This window comes from Pristimantibacillus sp. PTI5 (assembly GCF_048572955.1).
GTDB lineage: Bacteria > Bacillota > Bacilli > Paenibacillales > Paenibacillaceae > Pristimantibacillus.
Window position 1 is genome coordinate 4,936,075 of the sequence record NZ_CP183886.1, and the last position, 15,366, is coordinate 4,951,440.

Here is a 15,366-nt window from a genome sequence, read left to right on the forward strand (position 1 = left end):
ACCGTTCCATCTCTTTCTTTTATTCTAGCAGATAGCGACCGTTTTTTCTAAAAGAATAGCTTACAAATGGAATGATGATTGACAGATATTAGGGATGGTGTTAATCTGTACTTGTGTTCGTTTTATAGAACAAAATAAATATTTTGTTCGTTATTGGCTAATCAGTATGAAGGAGATATTCATGAATAACGATGTTACTCTACATATGGAAGAATTGTCTGATGATCTGAAGCTTATGCTAGCTTTTCTTTCATCAGACGATGAGGCAGATCAGTCCTTCGATTATCAAGAACTATTACAAAAAGCGGATTGGGATGGATTTATCGAGCTGGCAAGGCATCATCGTGTTTTTCCTACCATTAATCGCAAGCTGCAGGAGCTGAAGTCTGCAGAAATCCCTATATTTGTAAAACAGATGTTTCATAGAGACTATTATCGGAATACTTTACAAATGTTGGCTTTAAGTGGTGAAATGGAGCAGCTTGCCAAGACTTTCTCTGAAAACGGAATACGTTCGTTGTTTTTGAAAGGACCGGTTATTGCGGCAGATCTGTATGGAGATGTGTCGCTTCGTACATCTTGTGATCTTGATCTATTAATTCGGATCAAGGACTTGGATCAAGCAGAAGAGCTTCTTTTATCTCTTGGATATGAGAAGGATGAATATATTGTATCTGTATTAAAGGATTGGAAGTGGAGACATCATCATACGACCTTTCTGCATCCGGAAAAAGGAATAAAAGTCGAACTTCATTGGCGTTTGAATCCAGCCCCTTCCAAGGAACCGAGTTTTAACCAGCTTTGGAGCCGTAAACGTAAAAGTTCATTAATTAGTCGTCCAATTTTTTTTCTTGGAAGAGAAGATTTGTTCTTATTTCTGGTGTCTCATGGAGCCCGACACGGTTGGTCAAGACTTCGTTGGTTACTCGATATCAAGCAGTTAGTCAATCAAAAATTAGATTGGCCCAAACTTATTCGGTTACTGCATAAGCATCAATATTCTCATCTAGGAGGTCAAGCGCTTATATTAGCTGCTCGGTTATTGTCACTCCCGCTGAGTGATGAGATGAAGCCACTACTTGTGGGAAGAAAAGCGCATTGGCTCGCGGAGGATACAATGTTTTATATAGGTAGGATGGTCAATTTACACACTCTGCCTATACCTGAAGATATCAGTCGCTATCATAGAAAGTATCTAATTTCCTTACTTACGGTTCCTCAGAAGATACAGTTAATTTCCAGCTATTTGTTTCCTTATCCCGAAGATGCAGTGACGCTACCACTTCCTGTAGCACTGCATTTCTTGTATTTTCCGTTGAGGCCGTTTTTGTGGGCTTTGAGAAAATACAGAAAGGCATCGGTAAAGAGTGCGGGCAAAGAACTGGAGAGATAAATTAATCGATCGAGAGGAAGAATGGGATGTACGCATTTAGAAAAATAATTAGAACGTTGCTCAAACAAATTCGCAGCAGAGGTTTAATAAGTACGATTGCTATGAATCGGTCCCAATTATTTGGAGGGCTTAGAGGGTTGATTTACAAACTACTGTATTTCAGAAATATTAATGCATCTATTTTTACCATTCAGGCGAACAGTACGATTGAAATGTTTAATAAGCAAGCCAGAATGAAGATCGGCAGTTTTGTGTTTATACGTAAAAATGCAAGTATACGAATTGATTTCGACGGTCAGCTAACTTTAGGAGAAAAAGTATTTATTAATGATAACTGCAACATTAATTGTGTAAATAAAATTACGATTGGAAAAGGGTCGAAAATAGCCCCAAACGTGTGTATTAATGACCATGATCATAACTATAAGTCTGAGGATGGAGAGCATCTTCTCAAAGGAGAGGTCATCATCGGCTGCAACGTATGGATTGGCTCGAATGTCGTCATTCTAAGAGATACTTTTATTGGCGATAACGCGGTTATAGCTGCAGGGAGCGTAGTGAAGGGGATTGTCCCAGCTGACACTTTATTTTTAAACAAACGGGAGAATAAATATGTTGGGTTTAAAGAACCAAAATCAAGCATAAATAATCTGTTTCAAGTAAAGGAATCAATATGAAAAAGCAAATTTTAATTTCTGTATATGATATGGAGATTGGCGGAATCGAAAGAAGCCTTATCAATATGCTGGAATGCTTTGATTACAAAACATATGATGTTGATTTATTAGTATTTAGTCATCAAGGAGATTTTATGAGTCTCATTCCACAAAAGGTTAATGTTCTACCCGAAATAAATAAATACAGTGTATTTCGTAAGTCGGTCAGGCAGTGTCTTAGAGAAGGTCATTATATGTCGACTTTGATTAGATTAGTCTGTAAAAACGTAGCTATATTAAAGGCGAGAAGGCAGAAATTAAGTGAAGGCGCGGGTTATATCCAGATGCAGCTTGCGAGTAAATATACCTCGTACGTTATCCCCCCGTTAACAAAAGAGTATGATCTTACGATTAGCTATGCTTGGCCTCACGATATTATATCAAATAAGGTGAAGTCAAAGAGTAAGATTGCTTGGATTCATACTGATTACAGCAAGCTGGAGATTGATAATAAGCTGGACTTAACGGTGTGGAATAAATTTGAATATATCGCATCCATATCCGAGGCATGCACGACTTCCTTTTTATCCATCTATCCAACGCTCAGAAATAAAATAATACAAATTGAAAATATTACTTCACCTGCTTATATAAAGAAGATGGCAGAGGTACCTCCTGAGAACGATACGATTTTGGAGGAGAGATTTCAAATTGTTTCGGTAGGGCGTTTGTCTTATGTCAAAGGCTTTGATATGGCAATTCAGGCTTTGAGAAAGCTGCATGATAAAGGACTAACAGCAATGAAATGGTATATCGTTGGCTATGGAGGGTATGAAGCTGAATTAATATCGTTGATTGCTGAATACAATTTGGAAGGTCATTTTGTACTTCTAGGAAAAAAAACAAATCCGTATCCTTACATAAAATCTTGTGATCTTTACGTACAGCCTTCCAGATATGAGGGGAAAGCGGTAACGGTTACTGAGGCACAAATATTAGGGAAACCAATTATTGTTACAAATTATCCAACGGCTGGTAGTCAGGTTGAGCACGGCGTAGACGGAATTATTTGTGAGCTTAGCTCCGAGGGGATTGCCAACGCAATTGAACAAGTTTATCGGAGCAAGGAGCTTCAAAGATTACTTATTAACAATATTCAAGATAAGGATTACAGCAATAGTAATGAGCTGGATAAGCTTTATCAAATTATCGTATAGCTTATGCAGGCGAAAGAGGTGAAGAAGCTGTGGGTTGCAAAGTCAGTGTCATTATACCTGTGTACAATGCTGAGGAGTACTTGGATGAATGTATCAGGTCTCTGCTTAACCAGTCCCTTAGAGATTGTGAGTTTATTTTTGTGAATGATGGATCCATCGATAAAAGTCGAATCATTATTGAGGGTTACCAAGAGAAAGACAAAAGAATTAAACTTGTTAACCAGTCAAATCAGGGAGTAAGTGCAGCAAGGAATGCGGCATTAAAGATTCTTACTGGAGAATATGTTGGGTTCGTTGATGCTGATGACTTCATAGAAAAAGAAATGTATCAAACATTGTATACTGCTGCAAGTCACAAAAACTGCGATGCCGTCATTTCCAACTTCGAAAGTGAGCTTGAGGGCAATAAACTATTGACAAAATATCCTTTTCAATCTGATATTCAGCTGAATCGTTCTTTTATCATGGATGTCATCATGCCATATTTTCTCAAACATGATAATCTAAACACTGTAGTAAGTAAAATATATCGAAGCGATCTTCTTATAAAATGTCAAATTAATTTTCCGGAAAAGATTGCTCTAGGCGAAGATGGAATGTTTAATATATTATTTTTTAGTCATGCTTTAACAATGATGTATGTGGATTATACTGGCTATCATTATAGAGAAGTGTTGGGAAGTGCTACTCGTAATATAGGAGAAAAAGATTATTTTAATCAAGCATTAGAAGTGTACTTAGCAGCAACACCTGATATTTACAAAGAAATCATGTCAGTTAAAGATGTTAATAGATTAAAATCAATTCGACTTATTAATAGCGTAATTTCTTATATTTATATTTATTTTAAACCTAACAAAGAGATGAGCCTTAAGAACAGATATCACTACGTAAATCGAATGATAACTAATAAGTATGTAAGAGCAGCAATACCTGATTATCGGAAAGAAATGAGCGGATCGATAGGACGGTATGAGAGTTACATAGTAAGCATGGTCAAATCAAGATTCACATTTGGGCTACTATTAGCTGTAACTTACAGTAGGCTTAGAAATTCTTAAAGTTAAAGTAAGGAGAAGCGCAGTGGAAAAAGAGCGTATTGAATCACTTGATTCTCTTTGAGGAATTTCATCAATGATAGTCGTAATATTCCATTGTTTATTAATATCCAATGTGTTTCATAATGCGAATTATCAACAAGATTATCCAAACGTGTATTGGAAATTATTATTTATCACACCGTTGCATACTTTCTTTGCTGGATTGCCCGCTGTGTTGTTATTTTTCATCTTGAGTGGCTTCGTCTTATCTCTTCCATTTCTTAAGAAAATTGCACCGTCATATTTGAATTATATAATAAAAAGATTTTGCAGGATTTATTTACCGTTTATTGTAATTGTATTTGTCTCAGTTATTCTTGTTAAGTTATTCGCTACATATGAGGATATAGACTGGTTAAGTCCTATTTATAATAGCAGATGGGATCACCCGGTGACATTACAAGCCTTGATTTCTTATGTTCTGATGATCAGCTATGACATGACTAATGTTAATGGAGTGATATGGACACTCTTTCATGAAATGCGCATATCATTATTTTTTCCATTACTGATCTACCCAATAATTAAATATAACTGGAAGAGGGCAATGGTTATATCCATTGGCTCGATCGGAGGAGTTTGGATTTTTTTTAGAGTACTAATAGCTTTGCTTGATAATAAATACATACAATTATTATTGTATGAATTTAGTGACACGCTGTACTATACATGTTTCTTTATTATTGGTGCTTTCCTTGCAAAATATAGACACATAATTTGCACGAGAATACGGAAGTTTAATACAACTACTTTAACAATCGTACTACTTTTGTCTATATTGCTAATTAATTATAAATGGCTTTATGAAATTTATAATATCGATAATTTTAATTTTTCAGGGTATTACCTAATTCGAGACTTTATACCTTCTTTAGGCATAGTACTGTTGTTTAGTTTGGTACTTGCGGTTCCGAGACTTGGTCGAGGGTTAACTAAAAGACCGCTAATATGGCTTGGTAAAATTTCTTATAGTCTTTGTTTGGTTCACATTCCTATTATTATGATTTCTAGTATTTATTTAAGCAAACTTATTCCCGTTTCAATATCTGTTTCACTAGCGCCCTTACTCTCGCTACCTGTTGCTGCTCTTACTTACAGATGGATAGAATTACCCTCAATTCATCTTGGTAAAAAACTTACATTTAAAATGAAGAATAAAGAGTCAGTGGTCACAAAAATTATTAAAAAGGCTGGATAGGAAAAAAATATATAGATGGAGGAAGTTCAATATGAAAATTATGATGTTTGCGCATGGAGGAAGCTTAAACCGGGGGTGCGAAGCAATTGTTCGTTCGTCTACAAAAATAATAAAAGAAAAAATCACAGGGGCAAAGGTTTACCTTGCTTCTGAAAAACCGCATACAGATAACATCATTACATCACTTGACGGCATTTATGATGGTTCGAAATCTCATATTAAAAAATATTCTTTAGATTGGTTACTTTCTTCGCTTCAGTTTAAGTTACTTCAAAACGAGACATATGCTTTGGGCATTATTGAACAAAATATAATAAGTCGTATTAAAGATGTGGATGTTTGTTTATCAATTGGCGGAGACAACTATTGTTATGGTGAACAACCGAATTGGTATGAAATTGATCGAAGAGTAAAGACTCAGGGTAAGAAGCTGGTTTTGTGGGGATGCTCGATTGGTGAAGAAGACATGTCGGATAGAAAACTGAATGATTTGAAATTATTCGATTTAATTATTGCAAGAGAGTCGTTAACTTACAATATGCTATTAGAAAAGGGATTGAGGAATGTAAAATTATGTGCTGATCCGGCATTTACGATGGAGCAGGAGGAACTTCAACTTCCCGTAGGATGGCAGATAGGTAACACATTAGGTATTAATTTTAGTCCTCTTGTATGGGAGAGAAACAAGTATTCAAAAGAAGCAGTTAGGAAGCTTATTGATCATATATTGAAGACTACGGATATGACTATAGCTCTTACGCCACATGTGATATATCAAGGAAATAACGACTATGAAGTTTTGAAGAGTTTCCATGAAGAATTAAAAGCAACTGGAAGAGTGATTTTATTGCCTGATGACTTAACTGCTATTCAATATAAAGGATATATTGCTAGGATGAGATTTTTCATCGGAGCGAGAACACATGCTACAATCGCTGCTTATTCGAACTGCGTTCCTACAATGGTATTGGGTTACAGCGTGAAATCTAAAGGAATAGCCAAGGATATTTTCAATGAAGAAAAGTTAGTGCTTAACATTAATGAGATTTCAGATAAAAGCAAACTAATTAATCGTTTTAATGAAATGATTCAAGATGAAGAAGCCATCAAGCAAAAACTGAAACAAACTATTCCGACAATAAAACAAATGTCTTATAAAGCAGTTGAATATTTAAGAGAGCTATCATGAGGTGGATATGAAAAAGAAACTATTGTTTATCATACCAGGTTTATCAGCTGGAGGAGGGGAGCGGAGCCTGATTAATCTGCTCTCCCATATTGACTATACTAAGTATGATGTTGATTTATTTTTACTGAGCCACGAAGGAATTTTTATGGGCCTTTTGCCTGCCAATGTTCGAGTATTACCACTTCCGAATAACTATAGACAATTTGCTCTGCCTCTTTGGCTTTCCGTTTCTAAATTTATTGCAAAGGGAAAGATCAATTTAGCATACAACAGATTTATGTTTAGCTTACAAAATAGAATGGACTCAAGTATTGGAATAAGAGAACAAAACAGTTGGAAACATGTCGCTAATGCAATGAATATTATCGATTCTCAATATGATGCTGCTATTGGTTTTTTGGAAAAGACATCAATATATTTCTGTGTGGATAAAGTGAATGCAACAAAGAAGATAGGTTGGGTGCACAATGATTACGATAAACTGGAGATGGATCCGAATTTTGATTTAAATTATTTTGAAAATCTTGATAACATTATCACCGTTTCGGATGAATGTGCAAACGTCTTAGTAAACAGATTTCCTAATCAAGAGAAAAAGGTGAAAGTAATTTATAACATTGTTTCTCCAGGAATTATACATAAATTGGCAAATGAAGTAACCACAGATGTTTACCATCGCAATGGAGATGAAATTATTATTCTCTCTATAGGAAGGCTGCACACGCAAAAAGGTTTTGAGCTGGCCATAATGGCTTGTAAAAAATTACTCCAGCTTGGGTATAACATTCGTTGGAATGTCATTGGCGAAGGCGATGAAAGAGATAGATTGACTACGATAATTAAGCAAGAAGGACTTGATCAACATTTTATTTTATTAGGACTTATGACCAATCCGTATCCCTATTTAAAGCAAGCTGATATTTATGCACAGACTTCTAGATATGAAGGAAAAGCAATCGCGATAGATGAGGCTAAGATCTTAAGTAAGCCAATAGTGGTAACAAATTTTAGTACGGCAAGGGATCAAATTGTTGATGGGGTAGAGGGATTAATTGTAGAAATGAATGCGGATTCGGTAGCTGCAGGTATTGGTAAGCTGATACAAAATGCAGATTTTTCGCGAAAAATGAAAGATCATCTCTCTTGTTTGCATCTAGGAACGGAAGAAGAAATTAATAAGCTATATAAACTATTGTGTTAGGTGGAAATAACGTGAAGAAAAAACTTCTATTTGTTATGAATAATTTAAACTGTGGGGGTGCGGAAAAGTCTTTAATTTCATTGTTACAAACAATTGACTATTCCTCTCATGACGTGGATTTGTTTTTATTTAAACATGAGGGAATGTTCATGAATAAAGTGCCTAAAGAAGTAAAAGTATTAATTGCTCCTGAAGCATACCCATATTTTGAGATGTCAATGAAGACAGCAATTGTTAAATTCATCAAGAAGAAAAAGTTCTCATTGATATATGCAAGACTTAGAGCAGGCTTACAATTTAAGATAGGGAAGAATGGAGCGATTTCAGAACAACGAGCCTGGAAGTATATTTCTAAAGCACTACCAATGTTAGATACGGAATATGATGCTGCGATTGGCTATTTGGAGAAAAACCCAATTTATTTTGTAATTGATAAGGTAAAAGCCAGAAAAAAACTGGGTTATATCCATAGCGACTATGAAAAGCTAGGCATGGATCCATTGATAGACGAACGTTATTTTCCAAAGTTAGATCATATAGTTACTGTGTCTGAAGAATGTGTAAGTGTATTGAGAAGAAATTTTCCCGAATTAAAGCATAAAATCGAGCTTATGTACAATATTATATCTCCTGTTACAGTCAGAGAGATGGCTGAGGAGGATATAATTATTAATAAAAATTTAATAACAATTACTTCAGTTGGCCGGTTAATGTATTTAAAAGGTTTTTCATTAGCAATAGGTGCTTGTGAAAAATTAATAAAAGAGGGTTATGATATTAAATGGTTTATTGTTGGTGATGGTCAGGAACGAGAAAAGTTAGAGCAATTAATTGCAGAAAAACAAATCGAGCATGCGCTTATTTTAACTGGTCAAAAAGAAAATCCATATCCGTATATGAAACAGTGTGACTTATACGTACAAACATCTTTATCGGAAGGACGTTGTTTAACGATTACTGAAGCGAAGATATTAAATAAACCTATTGTTTCTACTAATTTTAATGTTATTTACGAGCAGTTGCGTAACGAGGAAAATGGATTAATTGTAGAGCAGGATGCGGAGTCAATTTATAATGGCATTAAAAGACTAATAGATAATTCTGAATTGAGACAATATTTAGTGAACAATCTAACGAAGGAAGAACTAGGAAATGAAGAAGAGATTAATAAGTTATATCAATGGATTAGTTAGCTTAGGAGTGGGTCGTCATCCTTCAGATTATTAACACTTTTTTTGTATAGCTTTTATCACGCTGCAAACTGATTTTATGCCAGTGTATCTAGGTTGGCTCTGAAAGAATACATATAGGTAGACACAATGATTCGAAATTCTAAAATGTGTAAATTACTTTCACTGGGATGAAATAGCTGAAGCTAGCTCCTATGATAAAAGTGACAGATAACACGCGTATAATAGCATTCGATATGATATAAGGATGCTACACGAGAAACATTATTCAGTGTTGGCAGCAAGCAGCTTTATTTCTAAGACTAATGGAGTTAATTAGAAACGAAAAAAATCAAAAATTAATGGATGAAATCCGTTCATATTTGTACAGCAATTTTGATAGCAACGGCATATTGAAAAATAAGCCTAAATATAAAGATGAAGCAATTCTTAGCTACGCTGTAATGAAGCTTGATTTTATTATTGTTGAATATTATATGTAATTTTATGATTTTACCTGGAACTAATAAAGCCCAACTGAGAACAGACGAATGAATCCAATACAGGAAGACGATGGAGGACTATCGTTATGGTAGATATGATCGGTTTCCTTTGCCCCTTTTTAGTAGTATATGGAATAATGTGCCCAAATGAAGAATATGCAGAGTTAGCGATAACAGGTCAAAGAATTTGAAAAGTAATATATATACAAAATGATAATTATATTCCAAGGATGCATATCAAATTAATGAAAAAATACATTTGGATTCTCTGAGTGGGGAAGAGGCTATGGATGGATCAACATTGGATTAGTTGAATATTGGTTTAAGATGCCTCAGGTATATGCTTTAAAAAACATTTAGAAGAAATGATTAAAAAACCGCTATTAATTGTTTTGAAATTCAAAATGAATATGGAATCTGGAACTTGACGATTACTCGAGAAGAATCTAGAGCTGATTGATTCATACACAATAGCTACATTAGAATGGTTCTTGATTCAAGCTTCTCAGACTAGGCTTTTGTATGAGAATGATTTATGCAAAAATTTTGAGTAGAGGAATATATAGAAGGATAGGAGACCAAAATGAGAGTGAAAAACTCTTTACTAAATATCACAGCGGGTTTAGGAAATCAACTGATTATAACAATATTAAGTTTCGCCTCAAGAACGATTTTTATTAACAGTCTAGGTCTTGAATACTTAGGTGTAAACGCATTATTTACTAGTATATTAGCTATGCTTTCTCTGGCGGAGGCAGGTATTGGGGCTAGTATTGTCTATAATTTATATAAGCCTATTGCTGATAACGATCAGCCCAAAATTATGGCATTAATGAACCTTTATCGTAAAGCATATCTAATCATTGCAGCAGTTGTCATGACACTAGGGTTAGCTTTACTACCGTTTTTGGGCTTATTCATCAAGGACACTAACGTAGAAAATATTACTTTAATTTATCTCGTTTTTTTATTTAACACTGCGGTACCATATTTATTTGTTTATAAACATTCATATTTAAATGTAAATCAGAAAAATTATATTGTTACTGCTGTATTTTCAGTATCTACAATTATTTCTACTTTAATTAAAATTGCAATATTGTACTATACGGAAAACTACATATTATATCTTGTAGTAGAAAGTGCAATCGCTATAACCACTTCCATTATTTTAGCTGGAATTGTGGATCGAATGTTTCCTTTTTTAAAACAAAAAATAGTAGAAAAGCTAGATCAAGAAACAAAACAAAAATTTATTAAGAATATGAAAGCAATTCTGCTTCAAAACATGGGGAATTATCTTATTTTCGGTGTTGAGAGTATTTTAATTTCTGCACTTGTTAGTGTCGTAGCTGTAGGTATTTACTCTAATTACAAAATGTTGATAGATATTTGCCGTACATTTGTAAATCAAGTTTTTTCAAATATGTATCATAGTGTAGGTAATTTAATAGCAAAGGAAAATGCTGAGCAGATTTATCACATTTATAAAGTTACTATGCTGCTTAACTTTTGGTTGTACTCATTAATTGCTATATCGTTAAATTTGTTAATTAGTCCATTAATTGAACTATGGGTCGGTTCAGAGTTTTTAATGGGACAGTTTACTTTAGTGGTTGTTATTATCGCTTTTTACGAAAGAGGTATGCGCAATTCGATAAGTATGGTAAAAGTGACTGCTGGTATCTTTCATGAAGATCGCTTCGCTCCGTTAATTCAAGGAACGTTAAGTTTAGGAATATCATTAATACTTGTCCATTATATTGGAATAACAGGTGTTTTCATAGGGACTATAATAAGTGCATTGCTGGTATTGTTTTGGACGACTCCATATCTCGTTTATAAAAAAGTATTCCATCAACCGCTCCGACTCTATTATCAACGTTACGGGTTATACACAGGGATTGGAATTGCAACCTATTTAATCACATATCTAGCGAATAGTGTAATTCCATCATCGAATTTTGGATGGCTATTTCTTAAAGCTGTAGTTTGCTTATTAATAGTAAATCTCACATACATACTCATTTTTCATAAAACGGAGGAATATAAATATTTACTTGGGATTGTAATAGGCATTACAAATAAATTTCCTCGTTTGCAATTAATAACTCAAAAGCTATTTAATCGTAACCGTAACTTGGAGATTGGCGGAAATAAGTAACGTAACTGTGACAAGCCGAATACCTTAAAAGTAAAACAGAGGTGAAGGTTATGGAGCAGACTTTATCCTATCGCATCGAACTTAGCCGTTTTAAAATTAGTAATATTAACTCTAATTCCAGTGAAACGACAGAAGGTATTAATAATGCGATCAAATGGGCTAAAGATCAGGGTTATAATCATATATTATTACCCAATGGCTTTTATTCAGTGAAAATTGATGCCAATTCATTAGTGGCAATAAAGCTTTTGAGCGGTATGCATTTTGAGATGGAAGAAAATTGCATCATACGACTTGAAACTAATTCATCACCTAATTATTCTATTTTTGATTTAAGAGGTATCCACCAAGCGAAACTATTTGGTGGAAAAATTATAGGAGATAAGAAAGAACATATCTATGAGATTTCTGTGAAATTTGAAAGAGGGGGAGTTAATCCTGATGGATCCTTGAACGATGACTCGAATTGGATTCGCAGCGAGGTTCTAAATCGTAACCAACATCCAGGATTGCTTGCTAATTTTCGGTTATGGAACATTAAAGGCATTACTTCTCCTGATTATCAATACTACCAATACAAAGACGCAGTATCAAAAGAAAATTTTGCAGGTTCACGCAGTAACATTCCATTTGCAAAAGCGACTTCAGGAGGTAACGGCTGGCTGCGTGCAAATGAAGGCGGAGTTGAACGAAATAATAAAATGATATTTGCTATACCTCTGAAAGAACAACTCACAGACCAACAAATAACAGATTTAAACGCAAAAGTTGACAATATGTATTCTACTCATGAAGCAGGTCACGGGATTACTTTATATGGTTCAAATAATATTGATATTTCAAACATAGAAATATCTGATTGTACAGGGGATGGAGTCTTTACTTCATGGAAAAAATATCATTTTGATCCCACTTTATATACTCAAGAAGATATGGGACAGCATATTAAGATTTATGATTGCAAAATTCATCATTGCCGCAGGCAAGGGATTTCAATTTGCGGATCAAATGATACCCATATTTATAGAAATGTAATTCACAGCATTGGATACGACGACGATGGAGTTACCACTAACTTCAGAAATGGTACAGCACCTATGTTCGGTATAGATATTGAGTCAATGTATGGCGAGACAAATATTCCTATTAAAACTGCTTCGCGTCCAAATGGGTTCGAGCTTAATTATCGCATTCATATTTTTGATAATCACATTTACAATAATGCTCGAGGTCACTTTGTTAATGCAGATGGGACGCATTTAGTTCTCGAAAATAATACGTTTGAGGGATACAATATTGGCGGAATAAGCTCAAATCCTAACTTTCAATATGTTAAGTATATTAACAACACGTTTATTGGCTGTGAGCTTTGGGTTCAAGGTGATAATTATGTAAACGGTGCTGTATTTCGTAATGGGAATCTTAAAATGTTGGAAGTAAGAGGCGCGGTAGTTCAAAATTGTACAATTAAAGATGGAATGTTGTATGGATCTAGCTTTTACGGGTATATCGGCAAGCCGAGTGTTACATTAGCTACTAGTACTTTCTCTTATTCAACTGCACATGGAATGAGAAATGATACGCCGGTTTCCTTTGAACAATGGGTTGGAAAAGTTCCAAATGGTATATCAGTTGATAAGCTATATTATACAATTAATGTGACATCTACATCTTTTCAGTTGTCAGAAACAATTGGTGGAACTCCAGTCATATTAAATGATGTGGGACAGACAGGATTTCATGTAGGAAGGCATAACTATGGGAGATGTTATATCTCTAATGTTACTATAGAGCGTGATTGGCGACCAAATAACAATTTAACTCCTAATGTAAATTTGTTAACAACCGGTGCAGTAATTGAAAATGTCACTGTGAAAAACTATGATGTAGCATTTATGGTTCCGCAGGATTATGTAGGTCGGCCTACTGCTATAAAGGGGTTGCATCTGACTGAAGGTTCTGCTAGATTTGAGGGCTGTGATATCAGCAATAGCAATTTTCAGAGGGCTAAAAGTGTTTTGGCGGGTGGTACTGATATACAGCTAGGTTCAGACGAAACTAAGTACACAAGGCAGGTAATAATGCGTCATTGTTTGTTACAAAACTTAGGTCTATTTTTAAATGGAAATGCAACCATTACCAGTTGTACATTTCTCAAATCATCAATTGGTAAGTTTGATAACATGAAAAAAGCCTATATTATGCAATCTTATTTTGAAAATAGCAATATCAATTTCCACTGGCTGCGCCAAAATCAATCCGTGACCATAGCGAAGTCTGTTTTCAAAGGGGTTACGGTTGCCGGTACTGCTCCTTACGTCAGGCTGGTAGATAATACCGATCTAGGCAGCGCATAATGAAATAAAATGCCGCGGTTTATAAAAACAAAATAAACTTCCCTGGAGATATTTCACGCTTCAGGGATTTTTTTTGATATAATGATCATAAAAATGGTATAAACTTGCTTCAATTAGAGAGATTAATAAGGAGTGATGGAATGGCAATTTTAGTTACCGGCGGTGCGGGTTACATTGGAAGCCATACTTGCGTCGAGCTTTTGGAAGCGGGTTACGAGGTTGTTATCGTAGATAATTTGTCCAATAGCAGCCGTATTTCTTTGGATAGAGTAGAAGAAATCACAAACAAACCATTTACGTTTTACCACATGGACATTATGGACCGCAGCGGTCTGGAAGAGGTCTTCAGCAACCATTCCATCGAGGCCGTGATTCATTTCGCAGGCTTGAAGGCGGTTGGCGAATCCGTTCGATTCCCGTTGTCCTATTACCATACGAACATAACAAGCACATTAGTATTGTGCGAGGTAATGAAGCAGCATGATGTGCATAAGCTTGTATTCAGTTCGTCAGCAACCGTATACGGACTGCCGGAGCAGGTTCCGATATCAGAGGGCTTCCCATTAAGCGCAACCAATCCCTATGGCAGAACGAAGCTTATGCTCGAGCAGATACTACAAGATTTAGCGGAGTCAAGCGAGCAGTGGGGAATTTCGATCTTACGTTATTTTAATCCGATTGGCGCCCATAAAAGCGGCAAAATCGGTGAAAACCCGAATGGAATTCCAAATAATCTTATGCCATACATATCCCAAGTAGCTGTCGGAAAGCTCAAGCAGGTTAATGTATTTGGAAGCGACTACGAAACCGCAGACGGTACAGGCGTGAGGGATTATATCCACGTTGTGGATCTCGCCAGAGGACATCTGAAGGCGTTAGAGAAAATTATGATTAAATCAGGCGTAGATATATTTAACCTCGGAACAGGACGCGGCTACAGCGTGCTGGAGATGATTGCGGCGTTCGAGAAGGTATCCGGCAGAAGAATCCCGTATGCGCTCATTGAGCGCAGACCCGGCGATATTGCGATCTGTTACGCGGATACAGTGAAGGCAAATGAGGAGCTGAACTGGACCGCGACGTATGGTATTGAAGAAATGTGCGAGGATTCCTGGCGCTGGCAGTATTCAAATCCTAACGGCTACGGAGAAGATGAGTTTTCCGTATCGGAACGTGAATCAGCTGGTTACATAAAAGCCGCGCAATAATAAATCGGTAT

General features: G+C 35.5%; 11 protein-coding genes. All 11 read left to right on the forward strand.

Annotation, left to right across the window (positions count from 1 at the left end; all coding sequences use genetic code 11):
- Nucleotides 1-181 precede the first annotated feature (181 nt).
- The 11 genes from ACN6MW_RS22055 to galE all read left to right on the forward strand — a co-directional run bounded on the left by ACN6MW_RS22055 (nt 182) and on the right by galE (nt 15,355).
- The gene (locus tag ACN6MW_RS22055) at nt 182-1,393 is read left to right on the forward strand and encodes a nucleotidyltransferase family protein (RefSeq protein ID WP_419872081.1); all 1,212 of its coding nucleotides are present in this window, start codon (nt 182-184) and stop codon (nt 1,391-1,393) included.
- Nucleotides 1,394-1,419: 26 nt separating this feature from the next.
- Nucleotides 1,420-2,070: an acyltransferase gene (locus tag ACN6MW_RS22060; protein ID WP_419872082.1), complete on the forward strand. Its 651-nt coding sequence runs from the start codon at nt 1,420-1,422 to the stop codon at nt 2,068-2,070.
- On the forward strand, nt 2,067-3,266 hold the full coding sequence (locus tag ACN6MW_RS22065; protein WP_419872083.1) for a glycosyltransferase: 1,200 nt from the start codon (nt 2,067-2,069) through the stop codon (nt 3,264-3,266). Before ACN6MW_RS22060 ends, ACN6MW_RS22065 begins: the two co-directional genes overlap by 4 nt.
- A gap of 59 nt (nt 3,267-3,325) precedes the next feature.
- On the forward strand, nt 3,326-4,327 hold the full coding sequence (locus ACN6MW_RS22070) for a glycosyltransferase (protein WP_419876416.1): 1,002 nt from the start codon (nt 3,326-3,328) through the stop codon (nt 4,325-4,327).
- A 73-nt stretch (nt 4,328-4,400) separates the two neighbouring features.
- Entirely contained in the window at nt 4,401-5,564 is a 1,164-nt protein-coding gene (locus ACN6MW_RS22075; protein WP_419872084.1) for an acyltransferase family protein, read from the forward strand.
- Nucleotides 5,565-5,595: 31 nt separating this feature from the next.
- Nucleotides 5,596-6,753, forward strand: a complete 1,158-nt coding sequence (locus ACN6MW_RS22080; RefSeq protein WP_419872085.1) for a polysaccharide pyruvyl transferase family protein — start codon at nt 5,596-5,598, stop codon at nt 6,751-6,753.
- Between the two features lie 7 nt (nt 6,754-6,760).
- Nucleotides 6,761-7,954 carry a glycosyltransferase gene (locus ACN6MW_RS22085; protein ID WP_419872086.1) on the forward strand — a complete coding sequence of 398 codons (1,194 nt, stop codon included), beginning with the start codon at nt 6,761-6,763 and terminating at the stop codon, nt 7,952-7,954.
- A gap of 11 nt (nt 7,955-7,965) precedes the next feature.
- Nucleotides 7,966-9,147, forward strand: coding sequence for a glycosyltransferase (locus ACN6MW_RS22090; protein WP_419872087.1), 1,182 nt, complete (start codon nt 7,966-7,968; stop codon nt 9,145-9,147).
- A gap of 1,062 nt (nt 9,148-10,209) precedes the next feature.
- Nucleotides 10,210-11,790 carry a lipopolysaccharide biosynthesis protein gene (locus ACN6MW_RS22095; protein WP_419872088.1) on the forward strand — a complete coding sequence of 527 codons (1,581 nt, stop codon included), beginning with the start codon at nt 10,210-10,212 and terminating at the stop codon, nt 11,788-11,790.
- A gap of 50 nt (nt 11,791-11,840) precedes the next feature.
- Nucleotides 11,841-14,147, forward strand: a complete 2,307-nt coding sequence (locus ACN6MW_RS22100) for a right-handed parallel beta-helix repeat-containing protein (RefSeq protein ID WP_419872089.1) — start codon at nt 11,841-11,843, stop codon at nt 14,145-14,147.
- A gap of 140 nt (nt 14,148-14,287) precedes the next feature.
- Nucleotides 14,288-15,355: a UDP-glucose 4-epimerase GalE gene (gene galE / locus ACN6MW_RS22105; RefSeq protein WP_419872090.1), complete on the forward strand. Its 1,068-nt coding sequence runs from the start codon at nt 14,288-14,290 to the stop codon at nt 15,353-15,355.
- Nucleotides 15,356-15,366 lie beyond the last annotated feature (11 nt).

Excerpts from the sequence above, each read along its gene's own strand:
- ACN6MW_RS22055 (WP_419872081.1), top strand. The coding sequence starts at position 182 with ATGAATAACGATGTTACTCTACATATGGAAGAATTGTCTGATGATCTG.
- ACN6MW_RS22060 (WP_419872082.1), top strand. The coding sequence starts at position 1,420 with ATGTACGCATTTAGAAAAATAATTAGAACGTTGCTCAAACAAATTCGC.
- ACN6MW_RS22065 (WP_419872083.1), top strand. The coding sequence starts at position 2,067 with ATGAAAAAGCAAATTTTAATTTCTGTATATGATATGGAGATTGGCGGA.
- ACN6MW_RS22075 (WP_419872084.1), top strand. The coding sequence starts at position 4,401 with ATGATAGTCGTAATATTCCATTGTTTATTAATATCCAATGTGTTTCAT.
- ACN6MW_RS22080 (WP_419872085.1), top strand. The coding sequence starts at position 5,596 with ATGAAAATTATGATGTTTGCGCATGGAGGAAGCTTAAACCGGGGGTGC.
- ACN6MW_RS22085 (WP_419872086.1), top strand. The coding sequence starts at position 6,761 with ATGAAAAAGAAACTATTGTTTATCATACCAGGTTTATCAGCTGGAGGA.
- ACN6MW_RS22095 (WP_419872088.1), top strand. The coding sequence starts at position 10,210 with ATGAGAGTGAAAAACTCTTTACTAAATATCACAGCGGGTTTAGGAAAT.
- ACN6MW_RS22100 (WP_419872089.1), top strand. The coding sequence starts at position 11,841 with ATGGAGCAGACTTTATCCTATCGCATCGAACTTAGCCGTTTTAAAATT.
- galE (WP_419872090.1), top strand. The coding sequence starts at position 14,288 with ATGGCAATTTTAGTTACCGGCGGTGCGGGTTACATTGGAAGCCATACT.